15 protein-coding genes and 1 tRNA gene are annotated in these 19,234 nt (G+C 64.2%); 11 read left to right on the top strand and 5 right to left on the bottom strand.

Translation table 11 applies throughout. The features are described from left to right. From gatB to ACQR1E_RS25450, 3 genes are all read left to right on the top strand, one after another. Entirely contained in the window at positions 1–1,479 is a 1,479-nt protein-coding gene (gatB, locus tag ACQR1E_RS25460; protein ID WP_434897703.1) for an Asp-tRNA(Asn)/Glu-tRNA(Gln) amidotransferase subunit GatB, read from the top strand. 1,397 nt (positions 1,480–2,876) lie between these two features. After that, a complete protein-coding gene (locus ACQR1E_RS25455) occupies positions 2,877–3,143 on the top strand; it encodes a hypothetical protein (RefSeq protein WP_315711373.1) in 267 nt (88 codons plus the stop codon). 198 nt (positions 3,144–3,341) lie between these two features. Continuing rightward, positions 3,342–3,695 (top strand): hypothetical protein, encoded by a 354-nt coding sequence (locus tag ACQR1E_RS25450; RefSeq protein WP_316194872.1) that lies wholly within the window; start codon positions 3,342–3,344, stop codon positions 3,693–3,695. A gap of 130 nt (positions 3,696–3,825) precedes the next feature. On the opposite strand, the gene ACQR1E_RS25445 is transcribed toward ACQR1E_RS25450, so the two are convergent. Next, positions 3,826–3,919 (bottom strand) — tRNA-Ser (locus tag ACQR1E_RS25445). A 742-nt stretch (positions 3,920–4,661) separates the two neighbouring features. Between ACQR1E_RS25445 and ACQR1E_RS25440 the strand changes: the two genes are divergently transcribed. After that, entirely contained in the window at positions 4,662–6,191 is a 1,530-nt protein-coding gene (locus ACQR1E_RS25440; RefSeq protein WP_315711375.1) for a porin, read from the top strand. A 569-nt stretch (positions 6,192–6,760) separates the two neighbouring features. Beyond that, on the top strand, positions 6,761–7,855 hold the full coding sequence (locus tag ACQR1E_RS25435) for an alpha/beta hydrolase family protein (RefSeq protein ID WP_315752950.1): 1,095 nt from the start codon (positions 6,761–6,763) through the stop codon (positions 7,853–7,855). Between the two features lie 66 nt (positions 7,856–7,921). On the opposite strand, the gene ACQR1E_RS25430 is transcribed toward ACQR1E_RS25435, so the two are convergent. Continuing rightward, entirely contained in the window at positions 7,922–8,443 is a 522-nt protein-coding gene (locus ACQR1E_RS25430; protein ID WP_316165147.1) for a MarR family winged helix-turn-helix transcriptional regulator, read from the bottom strand. Between the two features lie 400 nt (positions 8,444–8,843). Between ACQR1E_RS25430 and ACQR1E_RS25425 the strand changes: the two genes are divergently transcribed. Both ACQR1E_RS25425 and ACQR1E_RS25420 read left to right on the top strand, forming a co-directional pair. Then, a complete protein-coding gene (locus ACQR1E_RS25425) occupies positions 8,844–10,373 on the top strand; it encodes a porin (RefSeq protein ID WP_315752949.1) in 1,530 nt (509 codons plus the stop codon). A gap of 674 nt (positions 10,374–11,047) precedes the next feature. Next, entirely contained in the window at positions 11,048–12,577 is a 1,530-nt protein-coding gene (locus ACQR1E_RS25420; RefSeq protein ID WP_315827232.1) for a porin, read from the top strand. Between the two features lie 101 nt (positions 12,578–12,678). Here ACQR1E_RS25420 and ACQR1E_RS25415 read toward each other — a convergent pair whose 3' ends face one another. Beyond that, on the bottom strand, positions 12,679–15,045 hold the full coding sequence (locus ACQR1E_RS25415) for a lytic transglycosylase domain-containing protein (RefSeq protein WP_316171402.1): 2,367 nt from the start codon (positions 15,043–15,045) through the stop codon (positions 12,679–12,681). Between the two features lie 338 nt (positions 15,046–15,383). Between ACQR1E_RS25415 and dapA the strand changes: the two genes are divergently transcribed. From dapA to ACQR1E_RS25395, 4 genes are read left to right on the top strand one after another with little or no spacing between them, the layout of a single operon-like run. Beyond that, positions 15,384–16,274, top strand: coding sequence for a 4-hydroxy-tetrahydrodipicolinate synthase (dapA, locus tag ACQR1E_RS25410; RefSeq protein ID WP_434897702.1), 891 nt, complete (start codon positions 15,384–15,386; stop codon positions 16,272–16,274). 27 nt (positions 16,275–16,301) lie between these two features. Then, positions 16,302–16,718 carry a large conductance mechanosensitive channel protein MscL gene (gene mscL, locus ACQR1E_RS25405; RefSeq protein ID WP_315711385.1) on the top strand — a complete coding sequence of 139 codons (417 nt, stop codon included), beginning with the start codon at positions 16,302–16,304 and terminating at the stop codon, positions 16,716–16,718. Then, positions 16,718–17,191, top strand: a complete 474-nt coding sequence (gene smpB, locus ACQR1E_RS25400) for an SsrA-binding protein SmpB (protein ID WP_315711387.1) — start codon at positions 16,718–16,720, stop codon at positions 17,189–17,191. Before mscL ends, smpB begins: the two co-directional genes overlap by 1 nt. Positions 17,192–17,247: 56 nt before the next feature. After that, positions 17,248–17,832 (top strand): peroxiredoxin, encoded by a 585-nt coding sequence (locus tag ACQR1E_RS25395; RefSeq protein ID WP_315711388.1) that lies wholly within the window; start codon positions 17,248–17,250, stop codon positions 17,830–17,832. 18 nt (positions 17,833–17,850) lie between these two features. Here ACQR1E_RS25395 and ACQR1E_RS25390 read toward each other — a convergent pair whose 3' ends face one another. Beyond that, positions 17,851–18,534, bottom strand: coding sequence for a uracil-DNA glycosylase (locus tag ACQR1E_RS25390; protein WP_434863519.1), 684 nt, complete (start codon positions 18,532–18,534; stop codon positions 17,851–17,853). Beyond that, positions 18,515–19,168, bottom strand: a complete 654-nt coding sequence (locus tag ACQR1E_RS25385) for an NYN domain-containing protein (RefSeq protein ID WP_434863520.1) — start codon at positions 19,166–19,168, stop codon at positions 18,515–18,517. Before ACQR1E_RS25385 ends, ACQR1E_RS25390 begins: the two co-directional genes overlap by 20 nt. Between the last annotated feature and the right edge of the window lie 66 nt (positions 19,169–19,234).

The raw sequence follows: 19,234 nt of genomic DNA, 5'->3' as shown, positions 1-19,234 counted from the left end.
ATGACGGCAACCAGCGGCAAGCTGATGAAGGGCGCCACCGGCGACTGGGAGGTCGTGATCGGCATGGAGATCCACGCCCAGGTCACCTCGAAGTCGAAGCTGTTCTCGGGCGCCTCGACCGCGTTCGGCGGCGATCCCAACAGCCACGTCTCGCTGGTCGACGTGGCGATGCCGGGCATGCTGCCGGTCATCAACGAGGAGTGCGTGCGCCAGGCCGTGCGCACCGGGCTTGGTCTGAACGCCAAGATCAACCTGCGCTCGGTGTTCGACCGCAAGAACTATTTCTATCCCGACCTGCCGCAGGGCTACCAGATCAGCCAGTACAAGGACCCGATCGTGGGCGAGGGCGAGGTCACGGTCGAGCTCGACGGCGGCAAGACCGCCACGATCGGCATCGAGCGCCTGCACATCGAGCAGGATCCCGGGAAGATGCTGCACGACCAGTCGCCGTCGCTGTCCTATATCGACTTCAACCGCTGTGGCGTGGCGCTGATGGAGATCGTCTCCAAGCCGGATATCCGCGATGCCGAGCAGGCCAAGGCCTACGTCACCAAGCTGCGGTCGATCATGCGCTATCTCGGCACCTGCGACGGCGACATGGAGAAGGGAAGCCTGCGCGCCGACGTCAACGTCTCCGTGCGCAAGCCGGGCGGCCCGCTCGGCACCCGCTGCGAGATCAAGAACATCAACTCGATCAATTTCATCGGCCAGGCGGTCGAGGCCGAGGCGCGCCGCCAGATCGAGATCATCGAGGACGGCGGCGTGATCGAGCAGGAAACCCGCCGCTTCGATCCCGACAAGGGCGAGACGCGCTCGATGCGCTCCAAGGAGGAGGCGCACGATTACCGTTACTTCCCGGATCCGGACCTGCTGCCGCTCGAATTCAGCCAGGCCTTCGTCGACGAGCTGAAGGCTGCGCTGCCGGAGCTGCCGGACCAGAAGAAGGCGCGCTTCATCGCGGATTTCGGCCTGTCGCCCTATGACGCCTCCGTGCTGGTGGCCGAGCGCGAGAGCGCTGCGTTCTACGAGGCCGTCCTGGAGGCGCTGTCCGAGCGGGCACGCGATGGCAAGCTCGCCGCCAACTGGGTGATCAACGAGCTGTTCGGCCGGCTGAACAAGGAGGGCCGCGACATCGCGTCCTCGCCGGTGTCGGCTCCCCAGCTCGCGGCGATCGTCGCGCTGATCGGCGAAGGCACCATCTCCGGCAAGATCGCCAAGGATCTGTTCGAGATCGTCTGGAGCGAGGGCGGCGACCCCCGCGAGCTGGTCGAGAGCCGCGGCATGAAGCAGGTCACCGACCTCGGCGCCATCGAGAAGGTGGTCGACGAGATCATCGCCGCCAATCCGGACAAGGTTGCGCAGGCGAAGGCCAAGCCGCAGCTCGCCGGCTGGTTCGTCGGTCAGGTGATGAAGTCGTCGGGCGGCAAGGCCAACCCGCAGGCGGTCAACGATCTCCTGAAGAGCAAGCTCGGCATCTGAACGACGATCGCCCGTCTTCGTTCCAGCGGCGCGCACATGGTGCGCGCCGTTTGTCTTGGCGTCGCGGTCCGGCGAATCGCCGCACGCGATTCGCAAAAAAGCCACCATTGCCGAGCGTTCGAACGCACACGAGGGCGTGTGCAATGAAAATTTTTTCATTGCCAAAATTTACGACTCAGAGTCCGCGCGTTGCTCTCACCATGCGAGTCTGCACGCCGACACGCCGGCGTCGTCGCGTGCGCCGTGCTGTTCAGCCGTTCAGAAAAATACTTGCAGCACAGGCTTTTTGCGCAATCTCGATTAGTTGCGATCGCGGCCTTGCGCAGGGAGGCGTTTGTATTTTCTCGATCGATCGACGCGCTGCTTCGCGCGTTTCGTCAGCCGCACACGCGCGCGCCTGTCAACACTTCCTTAAGCCGGAAGCTGTTTTTTTTCACTCGTTGGTGTATCGATGAGGAGTGCAGCTCGATTCCCGAGTGCACGCATCGACTAAGCCATCTCACATCGGAGGGCAACATGGCCAAGAAAGCGAAGAAGGCGAAGAAGGCAGTGAAGAAGGTCGCGAAGACCGCGGCGAAGAAGACTGCCAAGAAGACCAAGAAGGTCGCCAAGAAGAAGTAACTCTCGCAGTCCTCTGCGAGATGAGTCCGGCAACTGATGCCGGCACGTCGTTGGAACGCAGGTCGGCATAGCTCCTCGAGAGCCGGGCGGATCTCCTGAAGCTCCAACAGACGATAGAGGGTGTCGGCGAGACATCAGGTCAACGGTCGGATCGAACTCGAGAGCGGCTTCGCTCGCGGTACGGTCCGGCAGAAGAAACAGGATTTCTTCGTTCGGTGCAGATCGCGTTTCCGGTCTGCAATCTCACGAGCGGCTATCAGCCAGAGTGGGATCTGATCCTGACGTGTTCGCCGACGCCCTCGATCCTTGAGCACTGCGCCTTTGGCGACTGTGTGCCTCCAACCTTCCCATAGACGAACGGCATCATCATCGGCAGCTCGGCGCAGCCGTGCTCGTACCGCGCTGCGCAATCCCCCGCACGTGCTGTCGAGACGTGTCCAGTCCCGGTGCGGCTGTTGACCAACGGCGTGGTGCGCTCCGCGCCAGCGCGGTGAGGCGCTTTTGCGGATGGTTATGAGTTTGCCAAACAGAACGGTAAACCGCTCTTTGCCGAGTTGAAGAATCCATTTCGAATCAATGCATTGAAGCCGGCCCGGGAAAATGCGGGGCTCCGCGTTCAGGGCTCGTTCAGCACGATGTTTAAACTGCCTTTCAAACTTGATCGGTCATCCTTCGCGCATAAGCCGCGAGACGGCATGGGGATAACCAGGCGTTGAACAGTTGGACGGGGGCGTGCTCGGGTGACCGGCCGCCTCCTCGAGCGAAGGAGAGCGACGATGTTTCAGGGACAACTCAATTTTGATGACGTGACCACCGCGGAGCAGGGCGCCAGCGGCGATGTGCTGTTCGAGCTCGGCATGCTCTATGCGAGCGGTCGCGACGGTATGGTCGATCTGATCGCTGCGCACAAATGGTTCAATCTCGCTGCCCTCAGGGGGCGCGTCGACGCCGTGGCAATGCGCCGCGAGGTCGCCGAGCAGATGTCGGATGCCGAGATCGCGACCGCGCAGCGCGAGGCGCGCGCCTGGATGACCGCGCACTGAGCGAGCTAAGCCGCGGCTTGGCGGATCTCGCTTTCGGCGTGAGCATGCCGCACGCGCCAGTGTTGCCGGCCGCGAACCGGGGTGCTGGGGTGGCCACCCGCGCCCGATCGTTCATTCTCGTCGGAAGCGGGCCTCGTCGCGCGCCGATAAATCTCCTATCTGTCGTTCGGTGTGACGCAGACAAGCGGGATTGACGGCATGGGCCAGGCACGGCGACAGGCGCGGCGGCAAGAGCTGATCGACTGCCATGACTGCGGCAGCGGTGTCTCCTTCAGCGCAGTGGCGTGCCCGCATTGTGGATCGACCGAGCCGGCCGGGCCTGCGGTGCAGAGCCGGCGCGAGTTGAAGCGTCTGCGGGTCGAGGCTCATAATGACCGCCGCCTCGTCGTGGTGACCGCCCTCTGTGCGGGTCTCGGCGCCATCTATGGTGCCGTGACGGGAGCAGGAGGCGCAGCGTCATGGTGGGCTGCGCTCGGCTATGGGTTCGTCGGCACCATCATCGGCGTGCCCGCCGCCTTCGTGATCAACATCAGCCGTGGCTTGTTCGATTGAACCGCGCGTGATTGAGCGGCAACCGTGATCACGACGGCCACGGTCCGTTGCGATCCGGCAGGTGCGTGAACGGCTCGGCGTTGAGGCGGATGATCAGGGGGAGGGGCTGTTGGCCGCGCCCACGGGCGGCTGGCGGAGACGGAGGGATTCGAACCCTCGATAGGGCTTTACAACCCTATAACGGTTTAGCAAACCGCCGCCTTCAGCCACTCGGCCACGTCTCCGGCGAGGGTCGGTATGCCCGACGCCGCGCTGAGCCGCAAGCGGCAGATTGCATGCGGTTTCGAAATCCTCACAGGGCCGCGGCTTCGCTGGACTGGTGTGGACGGTGCTCTTCACCTTCGGCCATCGATGCGAGCTGAGCCTGCCGTTGATCGGCCGCGGCACGGCGTGGAAGTCGACGGGCGGCGCCGGCCCTCTCGATGGTCCCTGACACGGAGGACCCCTAATATAGAGGGTCGTCTGCAAAGGCGGCCGGTGGCAGGGGCGCAGACGGCATCGTCCTCCAACCCGATTCTCGTTCAGCGCGTGGCTGGATTCGTGGCCCAGACGCCTGACTTGGGGCGGGTTCCTGGCGGGCGAGTGCTCGCGGCCTTGAGCCCCCCAAATTGCGTTGTCACAAAACGACAACATAAACAACCACTTAGGTGTTCCCGCAGAACCACGGTTCCGTGCCTTTTGTGCAACACCGGTCCGAAAAGGCGCCGCTCGAGCGCCGCAATGATGGTTCCTTTGTTGCGTGTGCAAAGGCCTTCGGTAATTCTGCTCGCACGACGAAGGGGGGCATCCCAACGTCGTCCCGTTTAGGTCGTTCGCTCAAGTCCCTCGCGTTCATGCGGGTGTGTCCGATAGCGCGAAGCGGCTGAGCGACGGGTCGAAGAGGGATAACGGGTCCAACCCCAAGGGTGTCTCTCACCCAGCGGAGGCGGAACCTTCCCTGACTGAGCAACTTGGAGGTTTAACATTATGAACACGATCAAGAGCCTTGTCCTGGGCTCGGCGGCCGCTCTCGTCGCCATGTCTGGGGCTCAGGCAGCTGACCTTCCGATCAAGGCCAAGGCGGTCGAATATGTGAAGGTCTGCTCGCTTTACGGCGCTGGCTTCTACTACATCCCCGGCACCGACACCTGCATCAAGCTGGGCGGCTACCTGCGTGCTGAAACGTCGTTCGCCAGCAACGGCCAGTACAACAACGCCGTCAACGGCGTTGCCGGCGGCATGAACCGTAACAGCAACTACTACTACAGCCGCGCTCGTCAGGACCTCAACATCGACACGCGCACCGCGACCGAGTACGGCGTGGTCCGCACCTTTGCTGACCTGACGTTCACCTGGACCAGCGGCACCTACGCTGGCTCGGGCTCCGCGACCGGCGCGACCGCCTACTCGACGGCTGGCGCTCCTGGCGCTCAGGCCGACGGCAACATCGCCCAGGGCGGCATCGGCGTGTACTACGCCTTCATCCAGTTCGCTGGCTTCACGATGGGTAAGGCCGTGTCGCAGTTCGACGCGCCCTGGACCAACTACCCGGGCAACAACTTCGACGGCCTGTGGGGCGGCGGCGGCACCGTGACCGGTGTCAACCAGTTCACCTACACCGCCGACTTCGGCTCGGGCATCACTGCGGCGATCTCGGCGCAGGACGCGACCCAGTACTACACCACCAACATGTGGAACGTGTCGGGCATCACCGCGGCCGGCATCATCGGCGGCTCGTATGGCACCAACAACTTCGGTGGCAACGTTTCTCCGGACATCGTCGGCATGGTTCGTGTCGACCAGGCTTGGGGTCTGTTCCAGGCGTCGTTCGCGGCGCATGACAACCACACCGGCTACTACGGCGCCACCGAGCTCACCGGTCACCCGGCTGACAAGTGGGGCTGGGCTGCTCAGCTGGCCTTGTCGATCAAGAACATCCCGACCGGCCCCGGCGACACCATCAACATCCAGGGCGTCTACACCAACGGTGCGAGCCGCTACAACGCTCAGAGCCTGGTGCCGACCACCTACGCGATGTACGGCGGCAGCAGCACGGCTGGTGTCTACGGCACGCTCGGCTTCGCTGGCGTCAGCGATTCGGTCTTCGTGACCGGCGGTGAGCAGCAGCTGACCACGACCTACGGCTTCCGTGGCGCCTACACCCACAACTGGAGCCCGACCTGGAACTCGGCGATCTACGGTTCGTGGGCTGCCGTGAGCTACAACAACACTGCCAAGGGCCTGATCTGCGGCAGCGCGGCGATGGGTGCGATCGCGGGCGCAGGCTTCACCTGCAACCCCGACTTCAACATCTCCTCGCTCGGCTTGATCACCCGTTGGACCCCGGTCAAGAACCTGACCTTCTCGGCCGACGTGGCCTGGACCAACCTGGACCAGAAGTACTCGGGCAACATCGTTTCTCCGGCCACGACCACGACCTCCAAGCCGGCTGCGGTCTATCAGCTCAAGGACCAGAACTCGGTGTCCTTGCTGCTCCGCGCTCAGCGCAACTTCTGATCCTGATCGTCTGATCGGGTTCAAGAGCCCCCGGCAGGAAACTGCCGGGGGTTTTTGCTTGTGTGCGGGCGCCCATTCCGGCGCGGCACCGGGTCTGGTTCGCTCAAGCAGCGATCGATGCCAAATCGGCGGATCGAGGCAATTGAGCAAGGGATCCGATTGCCTGTGGCTCGAAAATCGCATTCGTTTCAGTAGTTTGGCTGCGTGTTGGCATTTTTTTAAAAATGGTGTTGAAAACAGATGAGTTGATAAGCTAATTTTGTCATGCCTGAGTAATCATTCACCACCGACGCAAGACGACGATCATACGATGTTAGACCCCAGGAAGCCTCTGGCGATGCCCCGCCGGAGGCTTCTTCATGTCGGGATCTCCTCGCCGCCCAGCATCTGACGTTGCGTCTCGATTGCAGTGCCTCGGCGTGATCTCCGCAGGCCGTGCCGTCAGCGCAAACATCGATCGTCTCTCCAAAAATCGTTGCGCATCGGCTTGACCGGGAAATGCCGGATGGTCACCATGACCGCCAGATGACGGGGCCACACCGTCACGCCAGTGAGGAATGAGTCCAAAGATGAGTTCGGAAGGCTCTGTGGGAGTGCTGCGTCCGTGGTCCGACCAAGACGATCTGGCGGGCGCCATCACGCGGCTGCTGGAAGCGCGGCCCGAGGGCCGGGCCGAGCTTGCGGAATGTCTGGCGGTTGCGCAGCGGATCGAGGCCAGCGACGACGAGTCCTGGTATCGCGAGTGGATGCAATGCGCGGATGCGATGAAGGCTGCCGCCGCCGACGCCGTGAGCAGCGGCCGTCCCGAGCTGGCGTTTCGCAAATGGTCGCGCGCGATCGATTGTTATGAGGCTGCGGCCTGTCCGTTCAGCAGCTCACGCTCCCGCCAGGCCGTCGTGCTGTCCCGCATGCGCGAATGTGCGCGCGAATTCCTGCGCGGTGCCGATCCGCAAGGAGAGGTCGTCACAATTCACTGGCGCGCCGACTACCCGCTCGAAGCCTATTTCCTGCCGGCGCGTTGCGAGGCAGGCAGGGCGCCCACCGTCATCTGCATCGGTGAGCCCGGCCGTCGCAAGGAAACCTCCCTGTTCAAGCTTGCAGGCCATGCGGAGCAGCGCGGCCTGGCGCTGCTGGTGGTCGATCTGCTGGGCAGCGGACCGGACTGCCGCTTCGAGGAGATCGTCGGCCGTCGCGATCTCGAATCAGCCATCGCAAGCGTGATGGACTACGCGACGTCCCGTGACGACGTGGACGAAGGCCGGATCGCGATCCTGGCGGATGACTGGAGCTCGTCCTTCGTCGCGCGCGGCATCGCACTCGATCCGCGCTATGCTGCAGCGGTCTGCGACGCCGGCTTGTGGGATATTCACGAGCGCGTCTTCCTGTCGCGCCGACCCGGTGCGGGCGAGCGGGGCAGGCTGTCGATCGCCAGCGATGGGCTGGCGGCCCGGCAGATCATGTGTCCGCTGCTGGTGACGGTGCCGGAGCGTGGCTGGCTGCGGGCCGACATCGCAACCCGGCTGATCGCGCAGATCAAGCGCGAGCACCCGGACATCACTCTGAAGATCGTCTCCAGCGCGGGCGCCGATTGGCTCGAGGCCGATGCCTTCGTCTTCGACTGGATCGCCAAGCGTCTGGCGGGGTCTCAGCGGCCTCCAGGCTGACGCGACCGCATGTCTGTTCCAGCTCCCCCGTAAGAGGCGGTCGGGCCGTGACCGCCTCGGGGGGGCTCAGAGTCCCATCGTGAGTCGCGCGCTGGCCTTCTCGAAACGGTCCTTGAGGCCAGCCAGCTTGTCCGTGAAGGTCGCCAGCTCGCGAGCGTCGAATTCCTCGAAGATGAAGCTGAAGATCTGCGCCTGCTGAGCTTCCAGCTCGGCGAACTGCTCCGATGTCTTGGTGGTGAGCGACATCCGGACCACGCGCGCATCGTTGGGGGCGGGCTTGCGTTCCATGAAGCCCTTCTTCTCGAGCAGCTTCGACTGCGTCGTGACGAACGAAGGGTCGACGTGCAGCCGCTTGGCCGCCGCATTCACGGCGACTCCCTCGCCTTGATCCAGCTCGGAGATCGCCATCAGGATCATCCATTGCGGGCCACTGATGCCGATTCTCTTGGCCCAGAAGTACCTCAGCTCCTCCAGATGGACGTTGATCGTGGAGATCTCCCGGGCGAAGCGAAGAATGGCGTCGCGATTCTTCGGCAGATGTTCGACAGTCTTCGGTTGCGCGTCCGCTTCCACAGGTGCGGCAGACATGTTCTTCAAGGGCGCCATTGCTCAGGAGTTCCAGTACGAAGCTCGACCCTAAAGAAAAAAAATCCGCAACAAAATCACTTATCTAGGAGGACATCGGCCGTCCCCCGTGCGCTGCACAACAAGCTGCCATTGTGTTGCCCCCAAGACACATTTCGGCTTCATTCAATTACCTGACTGCATAAACTATTTTGCTTACTGAATGAGCGAAGGCATAGTTCCTGATGACGGTGGGGGGTTACTCGATCGTCCCGTGACAGGTGGTTCGCTTAAGTCCCTCGCGTGATGCGGGTGTGTCCGATGGCGCGAAGCGGCTGAAGCGGTTTTTCGGGAGCAGAGGAAGCGGATCGTCCTGGGGGATCTTGGTCCGGTTCTTTCTCAAAAGAGCAACTTGGAGGTTTAAATGAAGACGGTTAAGAGCCTTGTCCTCGGCTCGGCGGCAGTTCTGCTCGCCATGTCCGCGGCTCAGGCGGCCGACCTTCCGATCAAGGCCAAAGCGGTCGAGTATGTGAAGGTTTGCTCCCTGTATGGTGCGGGCTTCTACTACATCCCCGGCACCGACACCTGCATCAAGCTGGGCGGCTATCTCCGCGCTGAAACGGCGATCGCCACGAACAGCGACTTCAACGGCACGTTCAGCGGCCAGGGTGGTGCGCATAACCGCCTGAGCAACTACTACACGGCCCGCGCTCGTCAGGACATCAACATCGACACGCGCACGGCGACCGAGTACGGCGTGGTCCGTACCTTCGCTGACCTGACCTTCAGCTGGACCTCCGGCGGCTATGCCGGCACGGGTTCGGCCACCGGTGCGACCGCTTACTCGACGGCTGGTGCGCCGGGCGCACAGGCTGACGGCAATATCGCGCAGGGTTCGGTCGGCGTGTACTATGCCTTCATCCAGTTCGCCGGCTTCACCATGGGTAAGGCCGTGTCGCAGTTCGACACGCCCTGGGTGAACTATCCGGGCAACAACTTCGACGGTCTCGCCGGCGGCGGCGGCACGGTCACTGGCGTCAATCAGTTCAGCTACACCGCTGACTTCGGCTCCGGCATCACGGCCACCGTTTCGGCTCAGGATGCGACCGCCTACTACCAGAACAACCTCTGGAACGTGGCGGGTTCGACGGCGGCTGGCGTGATCGGTGGTGCTTACGGCACCAGCAACTACGGCGGCAACGTCTCTCCGGACTTCGTCGGTATGGTCCGTGTCGACCAGGCCTGGGGTCTGTTCCAGGCGTCGTTCGCGGCGCATGACAACCATGTCGCTTACTACGGCGCGTCCGAGACCTCCGGCCACCCGGCCGACAAGTGGGGCTGGGCGGCTCAGCTGGCCCTGTCGATCAAGAACATCCCGACCGGACCTGGCGACACGATCAACGTGCAGGGCGTCTACACCAACGGTGCGAGCCGCTACAACATCCAGAGCCTGATGCCGAACAGCTACGCGATGTACGGCAGCACGGGTCTGGCTGGTGCCTACCAGAGCCTCGGCATTGCCGGCGTGGGCGACTCGGTGTTCACCACGGGTGGCGAGCAGCAGCTGACCACGACCTACGGTGTGCGCGGTGCGTACACCCACAACTGGAACCCGGCCTGGAACACTGCGATCTACGGGTCTTGGGCTGCCGTCCGCTACAACGGCACGGCCAAGGGCCTGATCTGCACCAGCCCCGGCGTGGTTGCGACCTTCAACGCGGGTTCGACCTGTAATCCGGACTTCGATCTGGCCACCATCGGCCTGATCACGCGCTGGACCCCGGTCAAGAACCTGACCTTCTCGGCCGACTTCGCCTACTCGTGGCTCGACCAGAAGCACTCGGGTTCGGTCACGGCCCCGGCTGCCGCCGCTGTCGCCAAGCCGGCTGCGGTGTATGAGCTGAAGGATCAGCAGTCGGCTGTCCTGCTGCTCCGCGCTCAGCGCAACTTCTGATCCAGACCGTCTCACGACGGTTTGAGCAACCCCCGGCAGGCAACTGCCGGGGGTTTTTCTTTGCCTCGCCAGCGCGTGCTCCAGCACCGAGACCCGCATTCCTCACCGTGCCGCTTTGTCGCTGACAAACATGCTGCCGACCCGCCCGAGAACCACACCGCGCGGCCACGCGACGCAATACGATCTGGATGGAATTTCGCGACCGCCTCGTGGCCATGCGGCTCAAACATCCGTGAGAGGCGGTCAGCGGGTTCGCTCGGTTCGACCGCGCGTTTGAGCCAAGCTTGGCCTGCGTGATCTCGGGCGGGCGAGGGCCCGTGCCACGATCGCCGGGATGACGGGGCCAGAGAGTTTGAGCCTCGCGCTCGCCGCGGTTCTCGACGTCCGTCCTGCTGCATTCCCGCCACGACCGCGACACGCATTCGGCGGCGAAAGTCTTCCCCGACACATTACTCTTGGAGATCCGGCGACCGCGCGCCGTGCCGCGGCCGTGCCACATGCGTGATCCGGCCGGTCACGAGAATGGTCCGATAAAGCACCAACTCTGCCTCGCGATCGTTCCCACTGCAACGCTATGCGCGGGCACTGTGGTGCAGCTGGAGACGGGCTGACCGTTGGGGCGGTCGTTCGATGTCGAGCCGGGCCGGTCTGAACTGAGCAATTTGGAGGTTAGTATGAAGACTGTGAGGAGCCTTGTTTTGGGCTCAGGGGCGGCGTTGCTCGCCATGGGTGGGGCTCAGGCCGCCGACCTTCCGATCAAGGCCAAAGCGGTCGAGTATGTCAGGGTCTGCTCGATGTACGGCGCCGGATTTTTCTACATTCCGGGCACCGACACCTGCATCAAGCTCGGCGGCTATCTGCGGGTCGAGGCCGGCTTCGGCACGAATACGATCTTCCAGAATGCCGTGAACGGCGTCGCCGGCGGGCGAAATCGTCTCAGCAACTACTACACGACGCGTTCGCGCGCCGACCTCAACATCGACACCCGCACCGCGACCGAATATGGCGTCGTGCGCACCTTCTTCGACGGTGTCTTCCAGTGGACCGGGGGCAGCTATGCCGGGACCGGCTCCGCCACGGGCGCAACTGCCTATTCGACGGCGGGCGCGCCTGGAGCGCAGGCTGACGGCAACATCGCACAAGGCGGGATCGGCGTCTTCTATGCCTTCATCCAGTTCGCCGGCTTCACCATGGGTAAGGCCGTGTCGCAGTTCGACGCGCCCTGGGCCAACTACCCCGGCAACAATTTCGACGGTCTGACCGGAGGCGGCGGCACCATCACCGGCGTCAACCAGTTCACCTACACCGCGGACTTCGGTTCGGGCATCACGGCCGCGATCTCGGCCCAGGATGCGACGCAGTATTCGCAGTCGCAGATCTGGAATACGGCGGGACAGACGGCCGCCGGCGTGCTCACCGGCAGCTATGGCACGTCGAATTTCGGCGGCAACGTCGCGCCCGACATCGTCGGCATGGTGCGCGTCGATCAGGCCTGGGGCCTGTTCCAGGCGTCCTTCGCGGCACACGACAATCACGCCGCCTTCTTCGGTGCCAGCGAGACGACCGGGCATCCCGCCGACAAATGGGGCTATGCCGGTCAGCTCGCCCTGTCGATCAAGAACATCCCGACCGGCGCCGGCGACACCATCAATCTGCAGGGCGTCTACACCAACGGTGCCAGCCGCTACAACTTCCAGAGCCTCGCGCCGATCAACTATGCGATGTACGGCGGCAGCAACATGGCCGGCGCTTTCCAGAGCCTGGGCTTCGCCGGCGTGTCGGATTCGGTGTTTGGGGCGAATACCCAGCAGCAGCTGACCACCACCTACGGCTTCCGGGGTGCCTTTACCCACAACTGGGATCCGTTCTGGAACACGGCGGTCTACGGCTCCTGGAGCGGCGTCAGATACAACAACACCGCGAAGGGACTGATCTGCAACGGTGCGGGCATGGTCGCTCTCGGAATCACGCCTGCGAATTGCAACCCCGACTTCAACATCTCGACGGTGGGTGTGATCACGCGCTGGACGCCGGTCAAGAATCTGACCTTCTCTGCGGACGTCGCTTGGACCCGGCTGGACCAGAAGTTCACCGGCGTGGCGAACGCACCGGCGGTCGCGGCGGTCGCCAAGCCGGCCACGACCTACCAGTTGAAGGACCAGGACTCGGTCTCGCTGCTGGTGCGTGCCCAGCGCAACTGGTAAGTGCGGGCGAATGGCGAATAGGGAGTAACGAACAGCAGTTGACGACGGAGCGGAGCCCAGGCTTCGCTACTCGCTACTCGCTACTCGCTACTCGCTACTCGCTACTCCACCACAGCGCCGCGGCGCAGATCGGCCTCGATCTGCAGCCGCGAGCCGCCGCCGAAGCGGGCGCGATAGACCTGCAGGTTCTCCATCACCCGCTGCACGTAGTTGCGGGTCTCCGCGAACGGAATCAGCTCGACCCAATCCACCGCGTCCACCTTCGGATCGCGTGGGTCGCCATACCGCTCGACCCATTTCCGTACGCTGCCGCGGCCGGCATTGTAGGCCGCGAACGTCATGATGTACGAGCCGCGATAGTCCTCGAGCAGGCCGCCAAGCTCAGCCGCGCCGAGCTGCGCGTTGTAGACCGGGTCGGTCTTCATCCGGTTCAGATCGAAGCTGACGCCGGCGCGCTTGCAGACGTAGCGACCCGCATCCGGCGTGACCTGCATGAGCCCGTAGGCCTGAGCCGGCGAGACCACGGCCTGGTTGAAGGCGCTCTCCTGGCGCGCGATCGAGAAGATCACGCTCTGCTCGACCTCCGGCCCGAGCGCCCGGAACGCGGGGATGCCCGTGACCGGATAGGCGTAATGATCGAACGGCAGTCCGCGATTGAGCGCGGCCTTGCCAACCAGCAGCATCGCTCGCGCATCGCTGTTTCGCGCGGCGATTTCCGCGATTCCGACCAGCACGTCGGGGTCGCCGTTGTCGCCCATGTCGGCAAAGATCGGGATCGCGACCTCGCCCTCGTCGAGCTCGTAGAGCAGTTGCACCGCGCGCACCACCTCGAGCCGTTCGACGCCGCGTCCGCGGCCGCTCGGCGCGGCATTGAGGCCGAGCTGCGGCAGGCCGAGCTTCGCGCGCGCCAACTGTCCGTAGTAGCTCGTGGACTGCTCGGCGGCCGACGTATAGGCCGCGCGCGCCTCCTGCATGCGCCCCATCGCTTCTGCCGCGCGGCCCTGCCAATAGCCGGCCCGCGCCAGGGTGGTCGGATTGACGCTGCCGACGCCAATCCGTGCAAAGTGCTGGGCCGCGGTGGCCGGATCGTTGAGGAAACGCAGCGCGATCCAGCCCGCGGTGAATTCCTGCTCGGTCTTGTAGATGTCGCGGTTCGGCAGCGCCGCGTCGCGCGCGATCAGGTAGGCGTTGCGATATTCGCCGGTGTCGATCATCTTGCGCGCCAGCAGCCGGCGCTCGATCCACCATTCGTCCAGATTGTGCAGGCGGCCGGGATCCTTGGGCGCGTTCAGCATCAGCTGCGCCGCCTCGGCGAATTTTTCATCGCGCCGCAGCAGTTGGATGCGGCTGAAGATGTAGCCTGCATCGCCGTGGAGTTCGCGCGGCACGGCATCGAGCAGGCTCTGGCTGTTGGAGGCTTTGCGGTAGGCCGCGATTCGCGCTTTTGCCAGCGCCACGTGGCCCGAGCCAAGCCGCCGGGCAGCGCGCATGGCGGCCTCGTGCTCGCTGCCATACAGCAGCGTGTCCATCCGCGCCTTGTGATCGCCGCCGGACAGCAGGGCACCGTACTGGTCCAGGATGTTGTTCTCGGTCTCCTCGGACATCGCGTCGTTGCGCCAGGCATCGCGCACCAGGCGCTCGGCATTGGCGCGGTCGCCGCGATTGAGCATCACCCGGGCCAGCGCGAACTTGCCCTTGGCCGACAGCGGCGATTCGTTCTCGAACCACGACCACACCACGGCATCGTCGCGCTTGTCGTCCCACAAGGCGGCCTCGAGCCGGCGCCGCAGGAAACTCTGTGACGGCCAGGACGGATTGGCGGTGATGAACGCGCGGTAGCGCTCCACGCTGGCATTGTTGTTGTCGCTGCGCAGGATCACCCACTCCGCGAGCTTGCGCGCCACGGGATCCGAGATCGCCTGCACGACCTCGGTGGCATCGCTGGGCTTGCGCTTGCGGACGAGCTCGATCACGTTTTCGAGCGCGTCCTTGTCGGACTGCGAGGTCGAGGACGTCACGGCGATCGCAGCCGGCACCACGAGCTTACGGGAGGCGGGCAGGGCGGCATGCTGGCGGGCCGGCAGGCTTGCAGCCGCCGCGCTGGGGGTGATGTCCCTCGGGGCCGCGCGCGGCGTCTCGCCGGCGCCTTTGGGGCTGCTCTTGACCTCGGCCTTCGCTTCGGCCCGCGCGTCGACCTCGCTCTTGGTCCCGGCGGCCTCGTGGGTGTTCGTCTTCGGAACCGCGCTGCGCGCGATCGGACGCGCCTTCGGCACCGGAACCTTGGTCGCGGGAGCCTTGGCTCCTGTAACCTTGGATCCCGAAACCTTGGACCCAGCGGCCTGGTCCTTGGCGAGAGCGGTATGTCCGGCGAGAGCCCATCCGAGTGTCAGGCCGGCGGCCAAGGACACCGAGAGTGACACCGACAGGGCGGTCGATCGCAATGCAGTGGCGCGGGCAGAAAAGGGCACGGCGTTCCTTTTGCGGCGGATGACTTCGATCCCCTGACCAACATGGGTCTATCGAAAAGGTGAACAAATCCTAAATATACTGGGAAGGACTGCAACCTGCGCCAACACCGCGGCGAAATCACGACCGAAGGGCGGCGTGCGGCCGCGCCGGGTCAGATCAGCCTTTAGTCGGTGCGGAGCCTGCGGGGCCGGGGTATCGCGGGCGCGGCAAAGCGATTCGCGCGATTCGTGTGCCTGTTGAGAAGGCAGCCCAACCGCGGGCGGGCCTTCCGCCCCGTCGGTAGACCCGGTATGAAGTGGCTCGCATAGGGGCCAAGCGGCGTTTGGGAGGGAGTTTCATGGCAGCCAAGACGAATTTCCGGGGTTCTTTCACCGCCCTGGTCACTCCTTTCAAGAACGGGTCCGTGGACGAGGCCGCTTTTCGCAGCCTTGTGAACTGGCAGATCGACGAGGGCACCAACGGCCTCGTGCCGGTCGGCACGACGGGCGAGAGCCCGACGCTCAGCCATGACGAGCACAAGCGGGTGGTCGAGTGGTGCATCGCCGAGGCCCGGGGACGCGTGCCCGTCGTCGCCGGCGCCGGCTCCAATTCGACCAAGGAGGCGGTCGAGCTCGCCCAGCACGCCGAGAAGGCGGGGGCGGACGCGGTGCTCGTGGTGACGCCCTATTACAATAAGCCGACGCAGGAAGGCCTGTATCAGCACTTCAAGGCGATCAACGACGCGATCGGCATTCCGATCATCATCTACAATATTCCGCCGCGCTCGGTGATCGACATGTCCGTCGACACCATGAAGCGCCTGTTCGAGCTGAAGAACATCGCCGGCGTGAAGGACGCCACCGCGAGCATGGTGCGGGTGTCGCAGCAGCGTGCCGCGATGGGCGAGGAGTTCAACCAGCTCTCGGGCGAGGATGCGACGATCATCGGCTACATGGCGCATGGCGGCCATGGCTGCATCTCGGTGACGTCGAATGTCGCGCCGCGGCTGTGCTCGGAATTCCACCGGGCCTGGCAGAAGGGCGACGTTGCAACGGCGCTGAAGATCCACGACAAGCTGATGCCGCTGCACACCAATCTGTTCATCGAGTCCAACCCGGCACCGGTGAAATACGCGCTGTCGCTGCTCGGCAAGATCGAGGAGAAGCTGCGGCTGCCGATGGTGCCGGTGTCGGAGCCGACCCGGGTCGCGGTGCGCGAGGCGATGGTTCATGCCGGACTGATCAACTGAGCCGACGTATCTGAGGGGGACGCGAGCATGTTGAAGGAATTCCGTGAATTCGCGATGAAGGGCAACGTCGTCGACCTCGCCGTCGGCGTCATCATCGGCGCGGCCTTCGGCGCCATCGTCACCTCGCTCGTCGCCGATGTCATCATGCCGATCATCGGCGCCATCACCGGCGGCCTCGATTTCTCGAACTACTTCATCCCGCTGTCCAAGACGGTCAATGCGAGCAACCTTGCGGACGCGAAGAAGCAGGGTGCCGTGCTGGCCTATGGACAGTTCCTGACCTTGACCCTGAACTTCTTCATCATCGCTTTCGTGCTGTTCATGATCATCCGTGTGATAAACAGGTTGAAGCGGAACGAAGCGGCAGCCCCCGCGGCGCCGGCGAAGCCCTCGGCCGAGGTCGAGCTGTTGACCGAGATCCGTGATCTCCTGAAAAAGTCCTGATGGCTGAAAAGAACGAACCCAAGATCACGGTCGCCGCCGAGAATCGCAAGGCGCGGTTCAACTACGCGATCGAGGACACCATCGAGGCCGGCATCGCGCTGACCGGCACCGAGGTAAAGTCGGTCCGCGGCGGTAAGTCGACGATCGCGGAATCCTATGCGGATTCGCGCAACGGCGAGATCTGGCTGATCAACGCCAACATTCCGGAATATCTGCAGGCCAATCGCTTCAATCACGAGCCGAAGCGGCCGCGCAAGCTGCTGCTGCATCGCAAGCAGATCAACAAGCTGATGGGCGCGGTCGAGCGCGAAGGCATGACGCTGATCCCGCTGAAGCTCTATTTCAACGAGCGGGGCCGCGCCAAGCTGCTGCTCGCCGTCGCCAAGGGCAAGAAGCTGCACGACAAGCGCGAGAGCGAGAAGAAGCGCGATTGGGGCCGCGAGAAGGGCCGGCTGCTGCGGGCGCGCGGCTAACGAGACCTTTACCGCGCGCCCCTCGGCGGCACGCCTGAGCCTTGGGAAAGCATCCGATGAATCAGAAGAACCTCTTGGACGTCGACTGGAGCCGGATTCCGGCTCCGACCGACGACGGCGCAGCCGATCATCTGGTCGGGACGATCATTCCCGCGATCGGACTGCGTGCGACCGACGACACGCTGGTCACGTTGTCCGATCTGCCTGGACGGACCGTCGTGTTCGCCTATCCGCGGACCGGCGAACCCGGCAAGGTGTCGCTCGTCGAGGACTGGGACATGATCCCGGGTGCGCGCGGCTGCACGCCGCAGACCTGCAGCTTCCGCGACCTGTTCGGCGAGTTGAAATCGGCCGGCGCCGCGCATGTGTTCGGCCTGTCGACGCAGAGCAATGCCTATCAGACCGAGATGGCCTCGCGCCTGCACCTGCCGTTTCCGGTGCTGTCGGACGAAAAGCTCGAGCTGACCAATGCCCTGCGGTTGCCGACGATGGAGATCGCTGGGCTGACCATGATCAAGCGGCTTGCCATGATCGTGGACGACGCCCGCATCACCCACGTGTTCTATCCGGTGTTTCCACCGGACAGGAACGCGGGCGACGTGCTGGCGTGGCTGAAGGACAACCGCGCATCTGCCGCGTGAGGATAAGGGCGGGCCGAACTAATCCAGATCCGCCTTCACGCGCGCGAACACGGCGTGGAACATCTCGGTCGTGAGCACGCCGGTGTTCGTATTGTAGCGTGAGCAGTGATAGCTGTCGTACAGCCGGATCCCGCCGGCCTGGTGCACGGCGCCATGGGCGAACGGCGCCGCGACCGCGCGCAAGCCCAGCAGCTTCAGCAGCGTGTCGTGGGAGACGCGGCCGAGCGCGACGATGCTGCGCAGCCGAGGCATCGCGGCGATGGTGGCGCCGAGGAAGCTCCGGCATTGGTTGATCTCGGCCGGCAGCGGCTTGTTCTGCGGCGGCACGCAGCGCACCGCGTTGCTGATTCGGCAGTCCACCAGCGTCAGCCCGTCGTCGGGGCGGGCTTCGAAGCGGCCTTCTGCAAATCCGTAGTGCAGCAGCGTCCCGTAGAGCAGCTCCCCGGCATAGTCGCCGGTGAACGGGCGCCCGGTGCGATTCGCACCCTGCAGCCCTGGCGCGAGGCCGACGATCAGGAGGCGCGCGTCGGGATCGCCGAACGACGGCACCGGGGCGTTGAACCATGACGGCTCACGCGCGCGCTGCGCCTCGCGGAACTCAACGAGGCGAGGGCACAGCGGACAGTCTCGATCGGGATTGGTCGAAGACGGGGCAGGCGGCGCAGGCTGAGTGCCCGTCCGCCTAGTCCTCGAAATCGTCATCGTTGGGCGTGGCGGTGGTGGTGGTCGTGGCGCGGGCGGGCGCCGTGGTCGAGCGCTGCAGGAATTGCGGGGAATGGTGGCGCGGCTCGCGCGGGGCGGGGCGCTCCGACGGGTCGCGGCCGAGCTTGGACTGCAACTCCATGAGGTCGGTGAAGACGTCGGCCTGGCGGCGCAACTCGTCGGCGATCATCGGCGGCTGGCTGGAGATGGTCGAGATCACGGTGACGCGAACGCCGCGGCGCTGCATCGCTTCGACCAGCGAACGGAAGTCGCCGTCGCCCGAGAACAGCACCATCTGGTCGATATGCTCGGCGAGTTCCATGGCATCGACGGCGAGCTCGATGTCCATGTTGCCCTTGACCTTGCGCCGGCCGCTGGCGTCGATGAATTCCTTCGTCGCCTTGGTGACGACCGTATAGCCGTTGTAGTCGAGCCAGTCGATCAAGGGCCGAATCGACGAGTACTCCTGATCCTCGATGATCGCGGTGTAATAGAACGCGCGGAGCAGCGTGCCGCGGCTCTGAAATTCCTTGAGCAGGCGCTTGTAGTCAATGTCGAAGCCGAGCGTCTTGGCCGTGGCGTATAGGTTGGCGCCGTCAATGAAGAGCGCAATCTTGTTGGTCGAAGATGACATTCAGTGTCTCGCGTTCAGTTAGATTCTATTTTTGGCGCGACTCCAGTCGGTCGCGCATTCCATTTC

Origin of the sequence: Bradyrhizobium sp. HKCCYLRH1030 (genome assembly GCF_051168395.1) — a bacterium.
GTDB lineage: Bacteria > Pseudomonadota > Alphaproteobacteria > Rhizobiales > Xanthobacteraceae > Bradyrhizobium.
The sequence above is the reverse complement of the archived record's forward strand: the minus strand, read 5'-3'. Positions and strand labels throughout refer to the sequence as shown.